The sequence below is a fragment of the Mesorhizobium sp. B2-4-12 genome (assembly GCF_006441575.1).
Taxonomy (GTDB): Bacteria; Pseudomonadota; Alphaproteobacteria; order Rhizobiales; family Rhizobiaceae; genus Mesorhizobium.
In genome coordinates, this window is the sequence record NZ_VFVC01000012.1 from 35,776 (window position 1) to 47,945 (window position 12,170).

Below are 12,170 nucleotides of genomic sequence, written 5' to 3' on the forward strand. Positions count from 1 at the left end.
GTACTTGAAGTACGTGAGCACCGGAAGCGCAGGAAGCAGCCGTTTGCAGACCGGCCTCACCTGAATTGCAACATACCCTATAGTGATGCGTCGGTCAGCGAAACTTCCAGCCCCGACAGATGAATGCCGCACTCGGTCTTGGCATGACCTGCCCAGCGGCCGCTGCGCGCGTCCTCGCCCGGCTGCACCGGCTGCGTGCACGGGAAGCAGCCGATCGAGAGATAGCCGTAGGCGACGAGCGGATTTTCGCGCAGCACATGCGCGCGCATATAGTCCGCCTGATCCGATGTCGTCCAATGCGCCAGCGGATTGATGCGGATGCGCGGGCCGACCGCCTCGAACACCGGAAGTGCTGCCCGTGTCGAAGCCTGGAAGCGCTTGCGCCCGGTCAACCAGGCGCGAAAGGGTGCGGCCCCACGCGCCAGCGGCTCGACCTTGCGCACATTGCAGCAGGCATCGGTGTCGCTCTGGTGGAGATTGCCCGTCGGGTCGATCCGCTCGAGTGCAGCCTCCTCCGGCTTGATGACCTGGATGTTGGTCAGCCCGAAATCGGCGACGAGCGCGTCGCGGTAGCCGAGCGTCTCCTCGAAATGCTTGCCGGTGTCGAGGAAGATGACCGGTAGCGACCGGTCGATCTCGGCGATCATGTGCAGCAGCACGGCGGAATCAGCGCCGAAAGACGACACGGCCGCGATTTCGTCGCGGAACAGTTCGCCGGCCGCGCGTTCGATGATCTCGAGCGGCTTCAAATGGCCATAGAGCGCGTCGAGCCCCGCCGCCTTGGCGGCGACGCCATCATCGACATCGACAATGCGGTCAAGCGGCCTTGGCTTCGCCAGCATAGAGCGCCTCCTTGAACGGCGCGGGACCGACACGGCGGTAGGCGTCGATGAATTTTTCCTGTGGGTCGGTCCGAAGACCGAGATAGGTGTCGACGATCGTCTCGATGGCATCGGTGATCTCTTCCGACGAGAAGCCGCGGCCGATGATCTCGCCGACCGATGTGTTCTCGTCGGCCGAGCCGCCGAGTGTGACCTGATAGAGCTCGGAGCCCTTCTTCTCGACGCCGAGGATGCCGATATGGCCGACATGGTGATGGCCGCAGGCATTGATGCAGCCTGAGATCTTCAGCTTCAGTTCCCCGATCTCGCGCTGCCGCTCCAGCGAGGCGAAACGGCGCGAGATTTCCTGTGCGATCGGGATCGAGCGTGCGGTCGCCAGCGCGCAATAGTCGAGGCCCGGGCACGAGATGATGTCCGAGATCAGGTTGGAATTGGCCGTCGCCAGGCCAATGTCGACAAGGGCGTCATAGACCGCCTTGAGGTCGGCGCGCGCCACATGCGGCAGGATCAGGTTCTGCTCATGGCTGACGCGAAGCTCGTCGAAGGCGTATTTTTCGGCGATGTCAGCCACCGCTTCCATCTGGCTGTCCGAGGCGTCGCCCGGCACGTCGCCGATGCCCTTGAGCGAAATCGTCACCGCCGCGTAGTCGGGATGGCGGTGCGTCACCACATTCTGGTCGAGCCACTCCGAGAAACCCTTGGAATCGAGGCGAGCCAGCTTGACGGCCTCGTCGCCACCCGGCCGCCCGGTCAGTGCCGGCGGCGCGAAATAGGCCTCGATGGCGCGGATGTCGGCCTCAGGCAGTTTAAGCTCGGCGTCCTTCAACTCCTGCCACTCGGCCTCGACCTGACGGGTGATTTCCTCGACGCCGGTCTCATGGACGAGGATCTTGATGCGCGCCTTGTACTTGTTGTCGCGGCGGCCATAGAGGTTGTAAACGCGCAGGATCGCCGTGCAGTAGGACAGAAGGTCGGCTTCCGGCAGGAAGTCACGGATTTTTCGCGCCACCATCGGCGTGCGGCCCTGACCGCCACCGATATAGACGGCGAAGCCGAGCTCGCCGGCGGCGTTCTTCTTCAGATGCAGCCCGATGTCATGCGTCTGGATGGCGGCACGGTCGCGCTCGGCACCCGTCACCGCGATCTTGAATTTTCTGGGCAGGAACGAGAATTCCGGATGCACTGACGACCATTGCCGCAGGATCTCCGCATAGGGACGCGGATCGGCGGCCTCGTCGGCGGCAGCCCCGGCAAAATGGTCGGCGGTAACGTTGCGAATGCAATTGCCGCTGGTCTGGATGGCGTGCATCTCCACACTTGCCAGATCAGCCAGGATCGCCGGAATGTCCGACAGCGCCGGCCAGTTGAACTGAATGTTCTGACGCGTGGTGAAATGTCCGTAGCCCTTGTCATATTTGCGGGCGATGTGGCCGAGCATGCGCAACTGCTTGCCGTTCAGCGTGCCATAGGGCACCGCTATGCGCAGCATATAGGCGTGCAGTTGCAGATAGACGCCGTTCATCAGCCGCAGCGGCCGGAACTGGTCCTCGGTGATCTCGCCGGACAGCCGGCGCTGGACCTGGTCGCTGAACTCGGCGACGCGGGCCTGGACAAAATCGTGGTCGAACTCATCGTAACGGTACATGCTTCGTCTTTCAGGGCGCGTCCGCCCGTTTCATTTGGTATTCTGGCTAGGCTGTCCGCTCGGCCTGCTTGCCGAGATCGCCACGGATCGTCGGGCCCGCGGCGCGGATCTTCTCGCGCAGCCGCACGGGCTCGACCACGCCGTCAACGATTTCCGCGTCGATCAGGTTGACGTCGACCACCTCGTTGGCGGCAAACGCCCTGGCGCCGATCGCCTCCAGGCGATCCTCGGCCGCCTTATCGTGGGCAGGGTCCGCCTGATCCACCGTCTCTGCCCAGCCGCCATCGGCGTACCAGACGGCAATGCCGTCGCCGAGGCGATTGGCGGTCAATATCTTCATGGCTGAACTCCTTCGGCAGCGACGGACGCACCTGCAATCCTGTGTGCCGCGAGCGGCTCGGATCGCTCGAAATTGGCCCCAGCGACAGCGTCGCCGATAATGGTCATGACCGGGCCGGAAAGATCGGCCCGTGCTTCCAGCGACGGCAGATCGGCCAGCGTGCCATGGAAACGGCGGCGGTTGGCAAGGCTGGCATTCTCGACCACGGCGACCGCCGTATCCGGCGAAAGACCGGCTTCGATCAGCCGGCCGGCAACCTCGGCCGCGACCGAGCGGCCCATATAGACGGCGACCGTGGCGCCGGAAATGGCGAGCCTGGCCCAGTCCGGCAGCGAATTGCCCTTCAGATCGTGGCCGGTGGTGAAAACCATCGACGAGGAGACACCGCGCAAGGTGAGCGGCAGCTCGAAATCGGCGGCGGCGGCAAAGGCCGCGGTGACACCCGGAACCACCTCATAGGCGATGCCGGCGTCACGCAGTGCCGCCATCTCCTCGCCGGCGCGGCCGAACACCAGCGGATCGCCCGACTTCAGCCGCACCACCCGCTTGCCCTGGCGGCCAAGTTCCACCAGCAGCGCATTGATTTCGGCCTGGCTCTTGGTATGGCAGCCCTTGCGTTTTCCGACCGCCAGGCGCTCGGCATCACGTCGGCCCATGGCGATAACCGCCTCCGGCACCAGCGCGTCATGGACGATGACATCGGCCTCCATCAGCAGGCGATGCGCCCGCAACGTCAGCAGATCCTCGGCGCCCGGGCCGGCGCCAACCAGCGCGATGTGACCTGATGCCGGCGCGTTCGACAGGAGCAGATCAGTCGCCGCCTCATACGCTCGCGAAAGCTCGCCAGCCTCTATGGCACGCGCCGGCGCACCGCCGAAGAAGTCGCTCCAGAACCGGCGACGAATATTGCCTTTGGGCAGTCTCTCGGCAGCGGCACGGAACGAAGCAGCGAGCGCCGCCAGCCCACCGAACGACGGCGACAGCATGCGGTCGATGCGGCTGCGCAGCATCTGGGCAAGCACCGGGCCTGCCCCTTCGGTGCCGATGGCGATGGCGACCGGCGCGCGATTGACCAGCGCAGGGGTGAAGAAATCGCAGAGTTCCGGCCGGTCGACGGCATTGACCGGAATACCCAGCCGGCGCGCGTCCGCTGCAACGCGGCGGTCAAGCTCCCCATCGCCGCTGGCGGCAAACACCATGACCGCGCCGTCAAGTTGTGAGGCATCGTAGGCCGCCGCGATATGGCTGGCACCGGACTGGGCGATGAAGGCAAGCAGATCCGGTTCGGCATTTTGGGCGATGATGCGCAGGACCGCGCTCGACTGTCCGATCAGCCGTGCCTTGGCCAGCGCCTCATCACCGCCGCCGACAATGGCCACGGCTTCACCCTTGACCCGCACGAAGACGGGAAAGGCGTTGAGCTTGGCATTGACCTGCGGCATGTGAAACGCAATCCAGGAACAGTGTCGCGGTTTTACGCCCGGGCGCGAAAAACCAGAAGCAAAGCACTCGCGCATCCGGTGATGGCAGGCAATCGCTTTTCCGCAACGGCGAAAGGCAGGAGAAAAATATTCTTCACGGTGGGAGTGGGCGGCGTCAAGTAGCCGGTTCGAGCCTTCATTTTAGCGGATTTTAGCCGTCGGCGTCCTGCCTCGCAAAACAGTTTTTTCCAATTTCTACTATTTTTGTAGATTAAAGATGTCCGCCCACCTTTGGGGTCCGCCGCCACGGCATTCGGTTCACCTTGGGTTGGAACGTTGCCGGGCTGGAACGCGTTCCGAATAGTCTCATACTCAAGAAGGAGCGCTATCATGAACACGATCAGGCTGAAGCACGGTATCTGGGTTTTGGTGGCCGACGGCGAAAAGGCGCTCTTCCTCAAGAACGTCGGCGACAGCAAGTATCCCAATCTTGAAGTCATACAGGTGGTGGAGCAGGAAAACCCGCCCACGCGCGAGCAAGGGACCGACAGCCCCGGCCGATACAATGACGGCCCCTCCGTGCACCGTAGCGCGGTCGAGGATACCGACTGGCACCGCATAGGCAAGGAACGCTTCGCCGACGAGATCGCCGGCCGGCTTTACAAGCTCGCCCATGGCGGTGCCTTCGACAGCATCGTTCTCGTCGCTCCGCCGATAGTGCTCGGCGCCATGCGCAAGAAGCTGCACAAGGAAGTCGAGGACAAGGTCGCGGGGGAAATTCCAAAGACGATGACCAACCACGCTATCCCTGAGATCGAGGCTCTGTTGCAGGCAGTCTGACCGCGGACGGTCCGTCGGCCAGGGAGGCGCGCACCGTGCTGGCATTCGACCGGACTGGGAACCTTTCGGCCCGCTCGAGTATTTGTCGCCCCACCGCCGTTTTTCGCGCCCTTGCGGGTTGCGTCACCGTCGCCCCTTCCACCATATTGCGCATGAGGCGGCGGCTCCGGGCGGCGCATATCCGACATCGCCAGCTTGAAAGGCGCGCAAAACACAATGCCGCATGACACGCCCCTTATGGCCACAATCGTCGCCGGTCTGGGGCTCGCTTTCATCTTCGGCGCTCTCGCCAACCGTTTCCGCATTCCGCCGCTGGTCGGCTATCTCGTAGCCGGTGTGCTGGTCGGGCCGAACACGCCCGGCTTCGTCGCCGATGCCAGTCTTGCCAACGAACTGGCCGAAATCGGCGTCATCCTGCTGATGTTCGGCGTCGGCCTGCACTTCTCGCTGAAGGATCTTTTGTCGGTCCGCGCCATCGCCGTGCCGGGTGCGATCGTTCAAATCGGCTTTGCCGCGCTGCTCGGCATCGGGCTTGCCTGGATGCTTGGCTGGTCGATGGGCGCGGGTGTGGTGTTCGGCCTGGCGCTGTCGGTGGCCTCGACCGTGGTGCTGCTGCGTGCCTTGCAGGAGCGCCGCCTGATCGAGACCGAGCGCGGCCGCATCGCCGTCGGCTGGCTGATCGTCGAGGATCTGGCCATGGTGCTGGCGCTGGTGCTGCTGCCGGCGCTTGCCGGTGTGCTGGGTGGCCAGGAGCAGGCGGATGTGCATTCGAGCGGCCTGCTGTCGCTGCCGGCCAGCTACGGCATCTGGGGCGTCGTCGGCATCACGCTGGCCAAGGTCGCCGCCTTCGTCATCGTCATGCTGGTGGTCGGCCGCAGGGTCATTCCTTGGATCCTGCACTATGTCGCCCATACCGGGTCGCGCGAACTGTTCCGTCTCTCGGTGCTGGCCATTGCGCTCGGCGTCGCCTTCGGCGCGGCCAAGCTGTTCGGTGTGTCGCTAGCGCTGGGCGCCTTCTTCGCCGGCATGATCATGAGCGAATCCGAGCTCAGCCACCGCGCGGCGGAAGAATCGCTGCCGCTGCGCGATGCCTTTTCAGTGCTGTTCTTCGTCTCCGTCGGCATGCTGTTCGATCCGTTCAGCCTGATTAGCAACGGACTGCCGATCCTGGCCACGCTCGCCATCATCCTTATCGGCAAGTCGCTGGCGGCGTTCGTCATCGTCGTCGCCTTCGGCTATCCCCTGGCCACGGCCTTGATGATTTCGGCCAGCCTTGCCCAGATCGGCGAATTCTCCTTCATCCTGGCGGAACTCGGCGTCGGGCTGAAACTATTGCCCGAACAGGGTCGCGACCTGATCCTTGCCGGCGCCATTCTGTCGATCGTGCTCAACCCGCTGATGTTCCTGGTCATCGACTGGATGAAGCCGTGGCTGGAGACTCGTGCCGCCAGGACCGCACCGCCGGCGGACACAAAGCCGGTCGGTCCGGCGACCGAACCGGGCCAGGTGGCCTCGGTTGCCTCGACTTTTCAAAAGGAAGACGGCCCACCACCGAAGACGGCGCTCACCGGTCATGCCATCCTGATCGGCTACGGCCGCGTCGGCGGTCTTGTCGGCACTGCGCTGAAAGAAGCGGCCCTGCCCTTCCTCGTCATCGAGGACGCCGACAAGACACTGGCAAAGCTGAAAGCTGACAATATCGAGACCGTGGCCGGCAATGCCGCCAACGCCGAAGTGTTCGCCGCCGCCAATCCCGAAAGCGCCAGGCGGCTGATCCTCGCCATCCCCAATGCGTTCGAGGCCGGCCAGATCGTGTTGCGGGCACGCGCCGCCAATCCCAACATCAACGTCGTCGCCCGCGCCCATTCCGATGCCGAGGTCGACCATCTCAAGGGGCTCGGCGCCGACACGGTGATCATGGGCGAGCGCGAGATCGCGCGTGGCATTGTCGAAGAGGTATTGGGCAACCATGCTGGGCAAAAGCCAGTTCGCGATGCCATGGCGGAAGGCGCAGGAGCCGCGCCTATCGCTTCACAATCGTGAGGCCCGCTTCGATCAGCTATGTCCTGAAGGGCCGATAAATTCAGCGATGCGATCCAGGATCTCGCATGCCTGGCGAATGCTCAGGCTTGCGGTCCATTCATAAATCAGCGGCGACCCAACGATGTTGGTTTCCGTGAACGCCCATATCCACGAACCGGCTCGCTCACACGTGCTGGCCGCCATTGATGTGGATTTCCGAGCCGGTCACATAGGACGCCTGGCTCGAGCACAGGAAGAAGATGATGTCGGCGACTTCCGCAGTGGTGCCAAGCCGGCGCAGCGGAATGGTCTCGACGATCTTTTCCGTGCCCGGCGACAGGATCGCCGTGTCGATCTCGCCCGGCGCGATGGCGTTGACGCGGATGCCGTGCGGGCCGAAATCATGCGCCATTTCGCGCGTCAGCGAGCCGAGGGCCGCCTTCGAGGTCGCATAGGCGGTGCCGGCGAAGGGATGGACACGAGTGCCGGCGATCGAGGTGACGTTGACGATCGAGCCCCTGGCCGCCGCCAACTCCTTGAACAGGCCGCGCGCCAGCATGATCGGCGCGAAGAAATTGACCTGGAACACATCGCGCCAGACATGCATGGGCGTGTCGATCGAGTTCATGCGGCTGTTGCCGTCCTTGAGCTTCGGCGAAATCCCGGCATTGTTGACCAGCGCGTGCAACTGGCCGCCATGCGATTCCAGCCGGTGACGGATCTCCGAGACCGCAATGCCGACATCCTCCTGGTCGGCGAGGTCGACCTTGATGTGGTCTTCCGGGCCAGCCGGCCATGGGCAATCCTCGGCAAAGGCCTGGCGCGAGCAGGTGATGACGCGCCAGCCCTCGCGCGAAAAGCGTTTGACCGTCGCATGGCCGATGCCGCGGCTGGCGCCGGTCAGCACGATGGTTTTTCTGGTGTCGAGTTCAGCCATGTCGCGGTCTCCGGGCCGGAGATGTAGCCGAACGCCGCGGCGCTGGCGAGAGGCGGATTGACGCCGCTTAGGCGACGGTCGCCCAAAACTGACCTCGGCCTTGGGAAACGACAGGCGTAAAAAAGCGCGTCCCATGAATCCGTTTCGACGCGACGCCCTTCGCGTCAGCCGCCGCCCAGAATATCCAGGATCGAGGTCCGCCGCTTCTTGAGCGGGCCGCCGACGCTGCCTGGCGGCACCGGATGTCCGACAGAGGCGGTGGCGCCGTCATCCGCCGGCATGTTGAAGCCATCGGCATCGACGGTCTGGGCCGGCCGCGCGACGCGGGCCGGCGCTGGCGGTTGCGCCGGCGCGGATGGCGCCTGCTGGCCGACGGACGCTGATGGAACCGGTGCCACCTGGTTGTTGTCAGCCGAGGGTATGTCGTCGGGCACGATCCTGTCGGCCGGTGTCGATTTCCAGGTGCCGGGCAGCGGCCGCACCGGCACACCCTCATGCGCGGCGACCATGAATTCGTGCCAGGCCTGCGCCGGCAGCGCGCCGCCGGTGACCTTCTTCATCGCCGTGCCGTCATCATTGCCGAGCCACACACCGGTGGTGAGATTGGCGGTGTAGCCGACGAACCAGGCATCGCGCGAATTCTGGCTGGTGCCGGTCTTGCCGGCCGACGGCCAGGCGAAAGCCGCTTTCTTCGCGGTGCCGATCTCGACGGTGCCGGTCATCATCGAATTCATCATGCCGACGATCTCAGGCTTCACCACACGCGGCGCGCTGCCGCCAGCGCCGTCATAGAGTACCTTGCCGTCGGCGGTCGTGATGCGGCGAATGAAGTGGATGTCCGGCTTGTAGCCGCCATTGGCGAAAGGCACATAGGCCGAGGTCAGCTCCAGCGGCGTCACTTCCGAGGTACCGAGCGCGATCGATGTGTTGGCCTGCAGGTCGGACTGGATGCCCATGCGATGCGCGGCTTCCACCACCGCGTTCGGCCCGACTTCCATGGTCAGCTGCGCGGCAACCGAGTTCAGCGACTTGGCCAGCGCGGTCGCCAGAGTGACCTTGCCGAAGTACTTGCCGCCGTAATTGTCGGGCGTCCAGTTGCCGATCTTGATCGGCGCGTCGTTGCGCACGCTGTCGGGCGTGCGGCCGGCCTCAAGGGCCGCCATATAGACGAACGGCTTGAACGCCGAGCCCGGCTGCCGGCGCGCCTCCGAGGCGCGGTCGAACTGGCTGGTCGAATAGTCGTAGCCGCCGACCATGGCGCGCACCGCGCCGGAATCGTCGATCGACACCAGCACGCCCTGGGTGACGTTGAGCTTCTTGCCGCTGTCGTCGATCAGCCGACGGATCGACTTCTCGGCGAGCTTCTGCAGGTTCAGGTCGACGGTGCTGTCGATGACGATGTCGCCGCGCACGTCGCCGATCAGGTCGGGCAGTTCTTCCATGATGGTGTCGGCAACATAGTTTTCCGAGCCGGTCCAATAGGATGGCGAGCGTGTCGCCGGAGCGCTGAGCGCCGTCTTCAGTTCCTTGTCGCTGATCTTGCCCTCCTCGCGCATGGCGGCGAGCACGAGCTGCGAGCGTTCCTCGGCGGCCTTCGGATCGCGCGCCGGCGACAGCCGCGACGGCGCCTTCAAGAGGCCCGCAAGCAGGGCTGCTTCCGATAGGGTGACGTCGCGCGCGCTCTTGCCGAAATAGCGCCGCGAAGCCGCCTCGACGCCAAAGGCGCCGGAACCGAAATAGACCCGGTTGAGATACATTTCGAGTATCTGGTCCTTGGTGTGCTTGTGTTCCAGCCACAGCGCCAGCAACACTTCCTGCACCTTGCGTTCCAGCGTACGGTCGGGCTTCAGGAACAGGTTCTTGGCCAATTGCTGCGTCAGCGTCGATCCGCCTTGCGAAAAATGCCCGCCAAGCAGGTTGGTGACCATGGCGCGCGACAGGCCGATCGGATCGACACCGAAATGCGAATAGAAACGGCGATCCTCGATAGCGATGACCGCCTCGGGAATATAAGGCGACATTTCGTGCAGGCCGACGGCTTCGCCGCCGCTCATGCCGCGATTGGCGAGCAACTGGCCATCGGCTGAGACGATTTTGATGTTGGGAGCGCGGTCGGGGATCGACCATGTCGTGGCCGCCGGCATCTTGGCGCCGTAGTAGATGACGACGCCGGCCACCGCGATGCCGCCCCATATGGCGAGCACGAAGCACCAGTAGAACAGCCGGCCCAGCACGCCGAACAGGCCACGCCGGCTTCTGCCGCGTCCGCCGCGCGACGATTTCGCTTTCGACGATTTGCGTTTTGCGGAGGTTTTGCGGTTGCTCGGCACGACGCGGTCCTCCTCGCTCACCGAAAGACCGGCCGAGGACCGCGTCTGCGACGGTCCCTCGAAGCTGGGCTCGATGCGGCTGTCTCTGCGGTTCGCCATGCGCTGCGCTGTCTGTTCCCGATGCCTATGGCGCTTCGGTTGAAGAGTAGATGCGGCGATTTAAGGGCGGGTTAAGTCGGAAAAATTCAAAGCGATTGATAATCAAATGCTTGGCAGCCTGTCCATTTCCGAGATTGCGGATCAGGCGCCGGCAGGCGGTCGCGTCCGACGAGAGAGACCGATCAGAGCCATTGGTCGGAACGCCGGTATCCGGCAGCGGACAAGCCTTTGGTACGCTGTCACGCCATGGTCTCCGTCAGGGCGCGATCGCAAAATACAGCTTCGCATTCGACCGCGCCCCAATTCAATCCATCCCCAGATGATCACCTGGTGGACATGCGTCAACCAATCGCCGCACGGACCGAAAGCGCGGCCCTGGACGATTGCATTACCTCGCCGACATGGCAGTAGCAGACGATCTCATGCAGTTGGTGATCGGTCAGCTCGAAGAAGCGCTTGGCTTCGCCATAACTGTCGTCCTTCAGACCCTCGTCTTTCAAAATGGGGTCCGTAAAGGCAACCGATATCGGCGAGCCATCGCCTCGCATGACATTGCGCTCGGGCGGCGCACGGTATTCGGTTCCGGCAAGCGCTGTGAGCAGCCGGCGGGGCTCACGTTCGAGAAGTTCGGCCCAACGTACGAGACGCTGGGTTCGGCTCATTACCGGCTGTGTGACACTAATTTCGGCCACTGCATGCAGTTGGTCCAGTGTTTGGTGCTTCATGGCAACCTCCTATTCGTTAGGTTGGCTGGCCCCAAACGCCCTATGCCGGCATCATAGCGCCGAAGCGTCGATCCGTCATTCTAATTCCATTTCGGGTCGGTCTCTCTTTCGGCACTGCGCCGGTGCAATGGCGCTGCCTTGCCGGCGATTTTCAGCGCCACCGAATATCGAGAGCAGCGAGAAGAAAGCCAGCGTTCGCTCTTCGCATGTGATCGCCACCACGCTGTTCGACCGGTCGATGTCGGGGCCTTTCGGGCCGCCCTCCTCGGGATTGCCCCTGCCACGCAGGAAGGTTTCCTCGTCGAGCACGGCGACCGAGCGCGCGGGGCCCCGATGCCCATCGGCGACTGCTTGCCCCCGCATTGATGGTGCTGACTGAGCCGATGGCGCCCTCGACGGTCAAGCGCGATGCAAGCATTCCTGGTTTCAACGGCTGAGACCCGCTGCCTTCGCCAGATAGGGCGCCAGTGCCAGCGCGTAGGTCGCCGTCATGTGGTGGTAGTCGCGCCAGACAATGATGTTGCCGACGACCGCAGCGCAGGTTTGCTTGCCGCATAGAGCATCGTTCATGTCGACGACGCGGACATCCGGCAATGGCCCGGCGGCGAGCAAGAGAGCGAGCGCGGAGCGGAAGGCTCCGAATCGGCCCCGATATCAACGACTTCAGGCTATTCGAAAGCAGCTGGCCTCGCCAGCGGTACGCTCACTGGTCGTCATCGTCGCTGGCAGCAGGCCGCCAGTTGGTCGGTTCGACCTTCTTTTGCGTGTGGCTGTCGGTATAGACCCACCAGCCGTCGTCGCGGTACTGCGCGATGGATTCGTTGATTAGGCCGTCGCTGTCCTTCCAGGTGACGGTGACCTTGGAGCCGTCGGTCGGCGCGGTCGATATCGGCTTACGGTCGGTCATGTCATCCCCTTTTTCCAGCCGGCAGAACGCCACGGCCGGCATCTGGTTCCAAACCGCCGTCG

At 63.9% G+C, this 12,170-nt stretch carries 12 protein-coding genes; 2 read left to right on the forward strand and 10 right to left on the reverse strand.

Features of this window, described 5'->3' with window-relative positions; translation table 11 throughout:
- Window positions 1-77: 77 nt before the first annotated feature.
- Genes FJ934_RS09935 through cysG form a run of 4 tightly spaced genes read right to left on the reverse strand, consistent with a single transcriptional unit; the run spans window position 78 to window position 4,269 of the window.
- Window positions 78-842, reverse strand: a complete 765-nt coding sequence (locus FJ934_RS09935; protein WP_140609209.1) for a phosphoadenylyl-sulfate reductase — start codon at window positions 840-842, stop codon at window positions 78-80.
- On the reverse strand, window positions 817-2,487 hold the full coding sequence (locus FJ934_RS09940; protein WP_140609211.1) for a nitrite/sulfite reductase: 1,671 nt from the start codon (window positions 2,485-2,487) through the stop codon (window positions 817-819). The genes FJ934_RS09935 and FJ934_RS09940 overlap by 26 nt, the downstream gene beginning before the upstream one ends.
- 46 nt (window positions 2,488-2,533) lie before the next feature.
- Window positions 2,534-2,827: a DUF2849 domain-containing protein gene (locus tag FJ934_RS09945; protein ID WP_140609213.1), complete on the reverse strand. Its 294-nt coding sequence runs from the start codon at window positions 2,825-2,827 to the stop codon at window positions 2,534-2,536.
- Window positions 2,824-4,269 (reverse strand): siroheme synthase CysG, encoded by a 1,446-nt coding sequence (cysG, locus tag FJ934_RS09950; RefSeq protein ID WP_140609215.1) that lies wholly within the window; start codon window positions 4,267-4,269, stop codon window positions 2,824-2,826. Before cysG ends, FJ934_RS09945 begins: the two co-directional genes overlap by 4 nt.
- A gap of 369 nt (window positions 4,270-4,638) precedes the next feature.
- Here cysG and FJ934_RS09955 point away from each other — a divergent pair, with 369 nt between their 5' ends.
- Both FJ934_RS09955 and FJ934_RS09960 read left to right on the forward strand, forming a co-directional pair.
- Window positions 4,639-5,088 (forward strand): host attachment family protein, encoded by a 450-nt coding sequence (locus FJ934_RS09955; RefSeq protein WP_140609217.1) that lies wholly within the window; start codon window positions 4,639-4,641, stop codon window positions 5,086-5,088.
- Between the two features lie 216 nt (window positions 5,089-5,304).
- A complete protein-coding gene (locus tag FJ934_RS09960) occupies window positions 5,305-7,131 on the forward strand; it encodes a cation:proton antiporter (protein ID WP_140609219.1) in 1,827 nt (608 codons plus the stop codon).
- A 163-nt stretch (window positions 7,132-7,294) separates the two neighbouring features.
- Here FJ934_RS09960 and FJ934_RS09965 read toward each other — a convergent pair whose 3' ends face one another.
- From FJ934_RS09965 to FJ934_RS09985, 6 genes are all read right to left on the reverse strand, one after another.
- Complete coding sequence (locus FJ934_RS09965; protein WP_140609221.1) at window positions 7,295-8,047, reverse strand: SDR family oxidoreductase; 753 nt, start codon at window positions 8,045-8,047, stop codon at window positions 7,295-7,297.
- Window positions 8,048-8,211: 164 nt separating this feature from the next.
- Window positions 8,212-10,476 carry a transglycosylase domain-containing protein gene (locus tag FJ934_RS09970; RefSeq protein ID WP_140609223.1) on the reverse strand — a complete coding sequence of 755 codons (2,265 nt, stop codon included), beginning with the start codon at window positions 10,474-10,476 and terminating at the stop codon, window positions 8,212-8,214.
- Between the two features lie 341 nt (window positions 10,477-10,817).
- The gene (locus tag FJ934_RS09975) at window positions 10,818-11,201 is read right to left on the reverse strand and encodes a hypothetical protein (protein ID WP_140609225.1); all 384 of its coding nucleotides are present in this window, start codon (window positions 11,199-11,201) and stop codon (window positions 10,818-10,820) included.
- Window positions 11,202-11,276: 75 nt separating this feature from the next.
- The gene (locus FJ934_RS09980; protein WP_181165579.1) at window positions 11,277-11,510 is read right to left on the reverse strand and encodes a hypothetical protein; all 234 of its coding nucleotides are present in this window, start codon (window positions 11,508-11,510) and stop codon (window positions 11,277-11,279) included.
- A 117-nt stretch (window positions 11,511-11,627) separates the two neighbouring features.
- Window positions 11,628-11,813, reverse strand: a complete 186-nt coding sequence (locus FJ934_RS27960) for an SGNH hydrolase domain-containing protein (protein ID WP_281407120.1) — start codon at window positions 11,811-11,813, stop codon at window positions 11,628-11,630.
- A 91-nt stretch (window positions 11,814-11,904) separates the two neighbouring features.
- Window positions 11,905-12,108 carry a hypothetical protein gene (locus tag FJ934_RS09985; protein ID WP_140609229.1) on the reverse strand — a complete coding sequence of 68 codons (204 nt, stop codon included), beginning with the start codon at window positions 12,106-12,108 and terminating at the stop codon, window positions 11,905-11,907.
- Between the last annotated feature and the right edge of the window lie 62 nt (window positions 12,109-12,170).

Coding starts and splice junctions, on each gene's coding strand:
- FJ934_RS09935 (WP_140609209.1), bottom strand. CDS start 842: ATGCTGGCGAAGCCAAGGCCGCTTGACCGCATTGTCGATGTCGATGAT.
- FJ934_RS09970 (WP_140609223.1), bottom strand. CDS start 10,476: ATGGCGAACCGCAGAGACAGCCGCATCGAGCCCAGCTTCGAGGGACCG.
- cysG (WP_140609215.1), bottom strand. CDS start 4,269: ATGCCGCAGGTCAATGCCAAGCTCAACGCCTTTCCCGTCTTCGTGCGG.
- FJ934_RS09960 (WP_140609219.1), top strand. CDS start 5,305: ATGCCGCATGACACGCCCCTTATGGCCACAATCGTCGCCGGTCTGGGG.
- FJ934_RS09940 (WP_140609211.1), bottom strand. CDS start 2,487: ATGTACCGTTACGATGAGTTCGACCACGATTTTGTCCAGGCCCGCGTC.
- FJ934_RS09945 (WP_140609213.1), bottom strand. CDS start 2,827: ATGAAGATATTGACCGCCAATCGCCTCGGCGACGGCATTGCCGTCTGG.
- FJ934_RS09955 (WP_140609217.1), top strand. CDS start 4,639: ATGAACACGATCAGGCTGAAGCACGGTATCTGGGTTTTGGTGGCCGAC.
- FJ934_RS09965 (WP_140609221.1), bottom strand. CDS start 8,047: ATGGCTGAACTCGACACCAGAAAAACCATCGTGCTGACCGGCGCCAGC.
- FJ934_RS09975 (WP_140609225.1), bottom strand. CDS start 11,201: ATGAAGCACCAAACACTGGACCAACTGCATGCAGTGGCCGAAATTAGT.
- FJ934_RS09985 (WP_140609229.1), bottom strand. CDS start 12,108: ATGACCGACCGTAAGCCGATATCGACCGCGCCGACCGACGGCTCCAAG.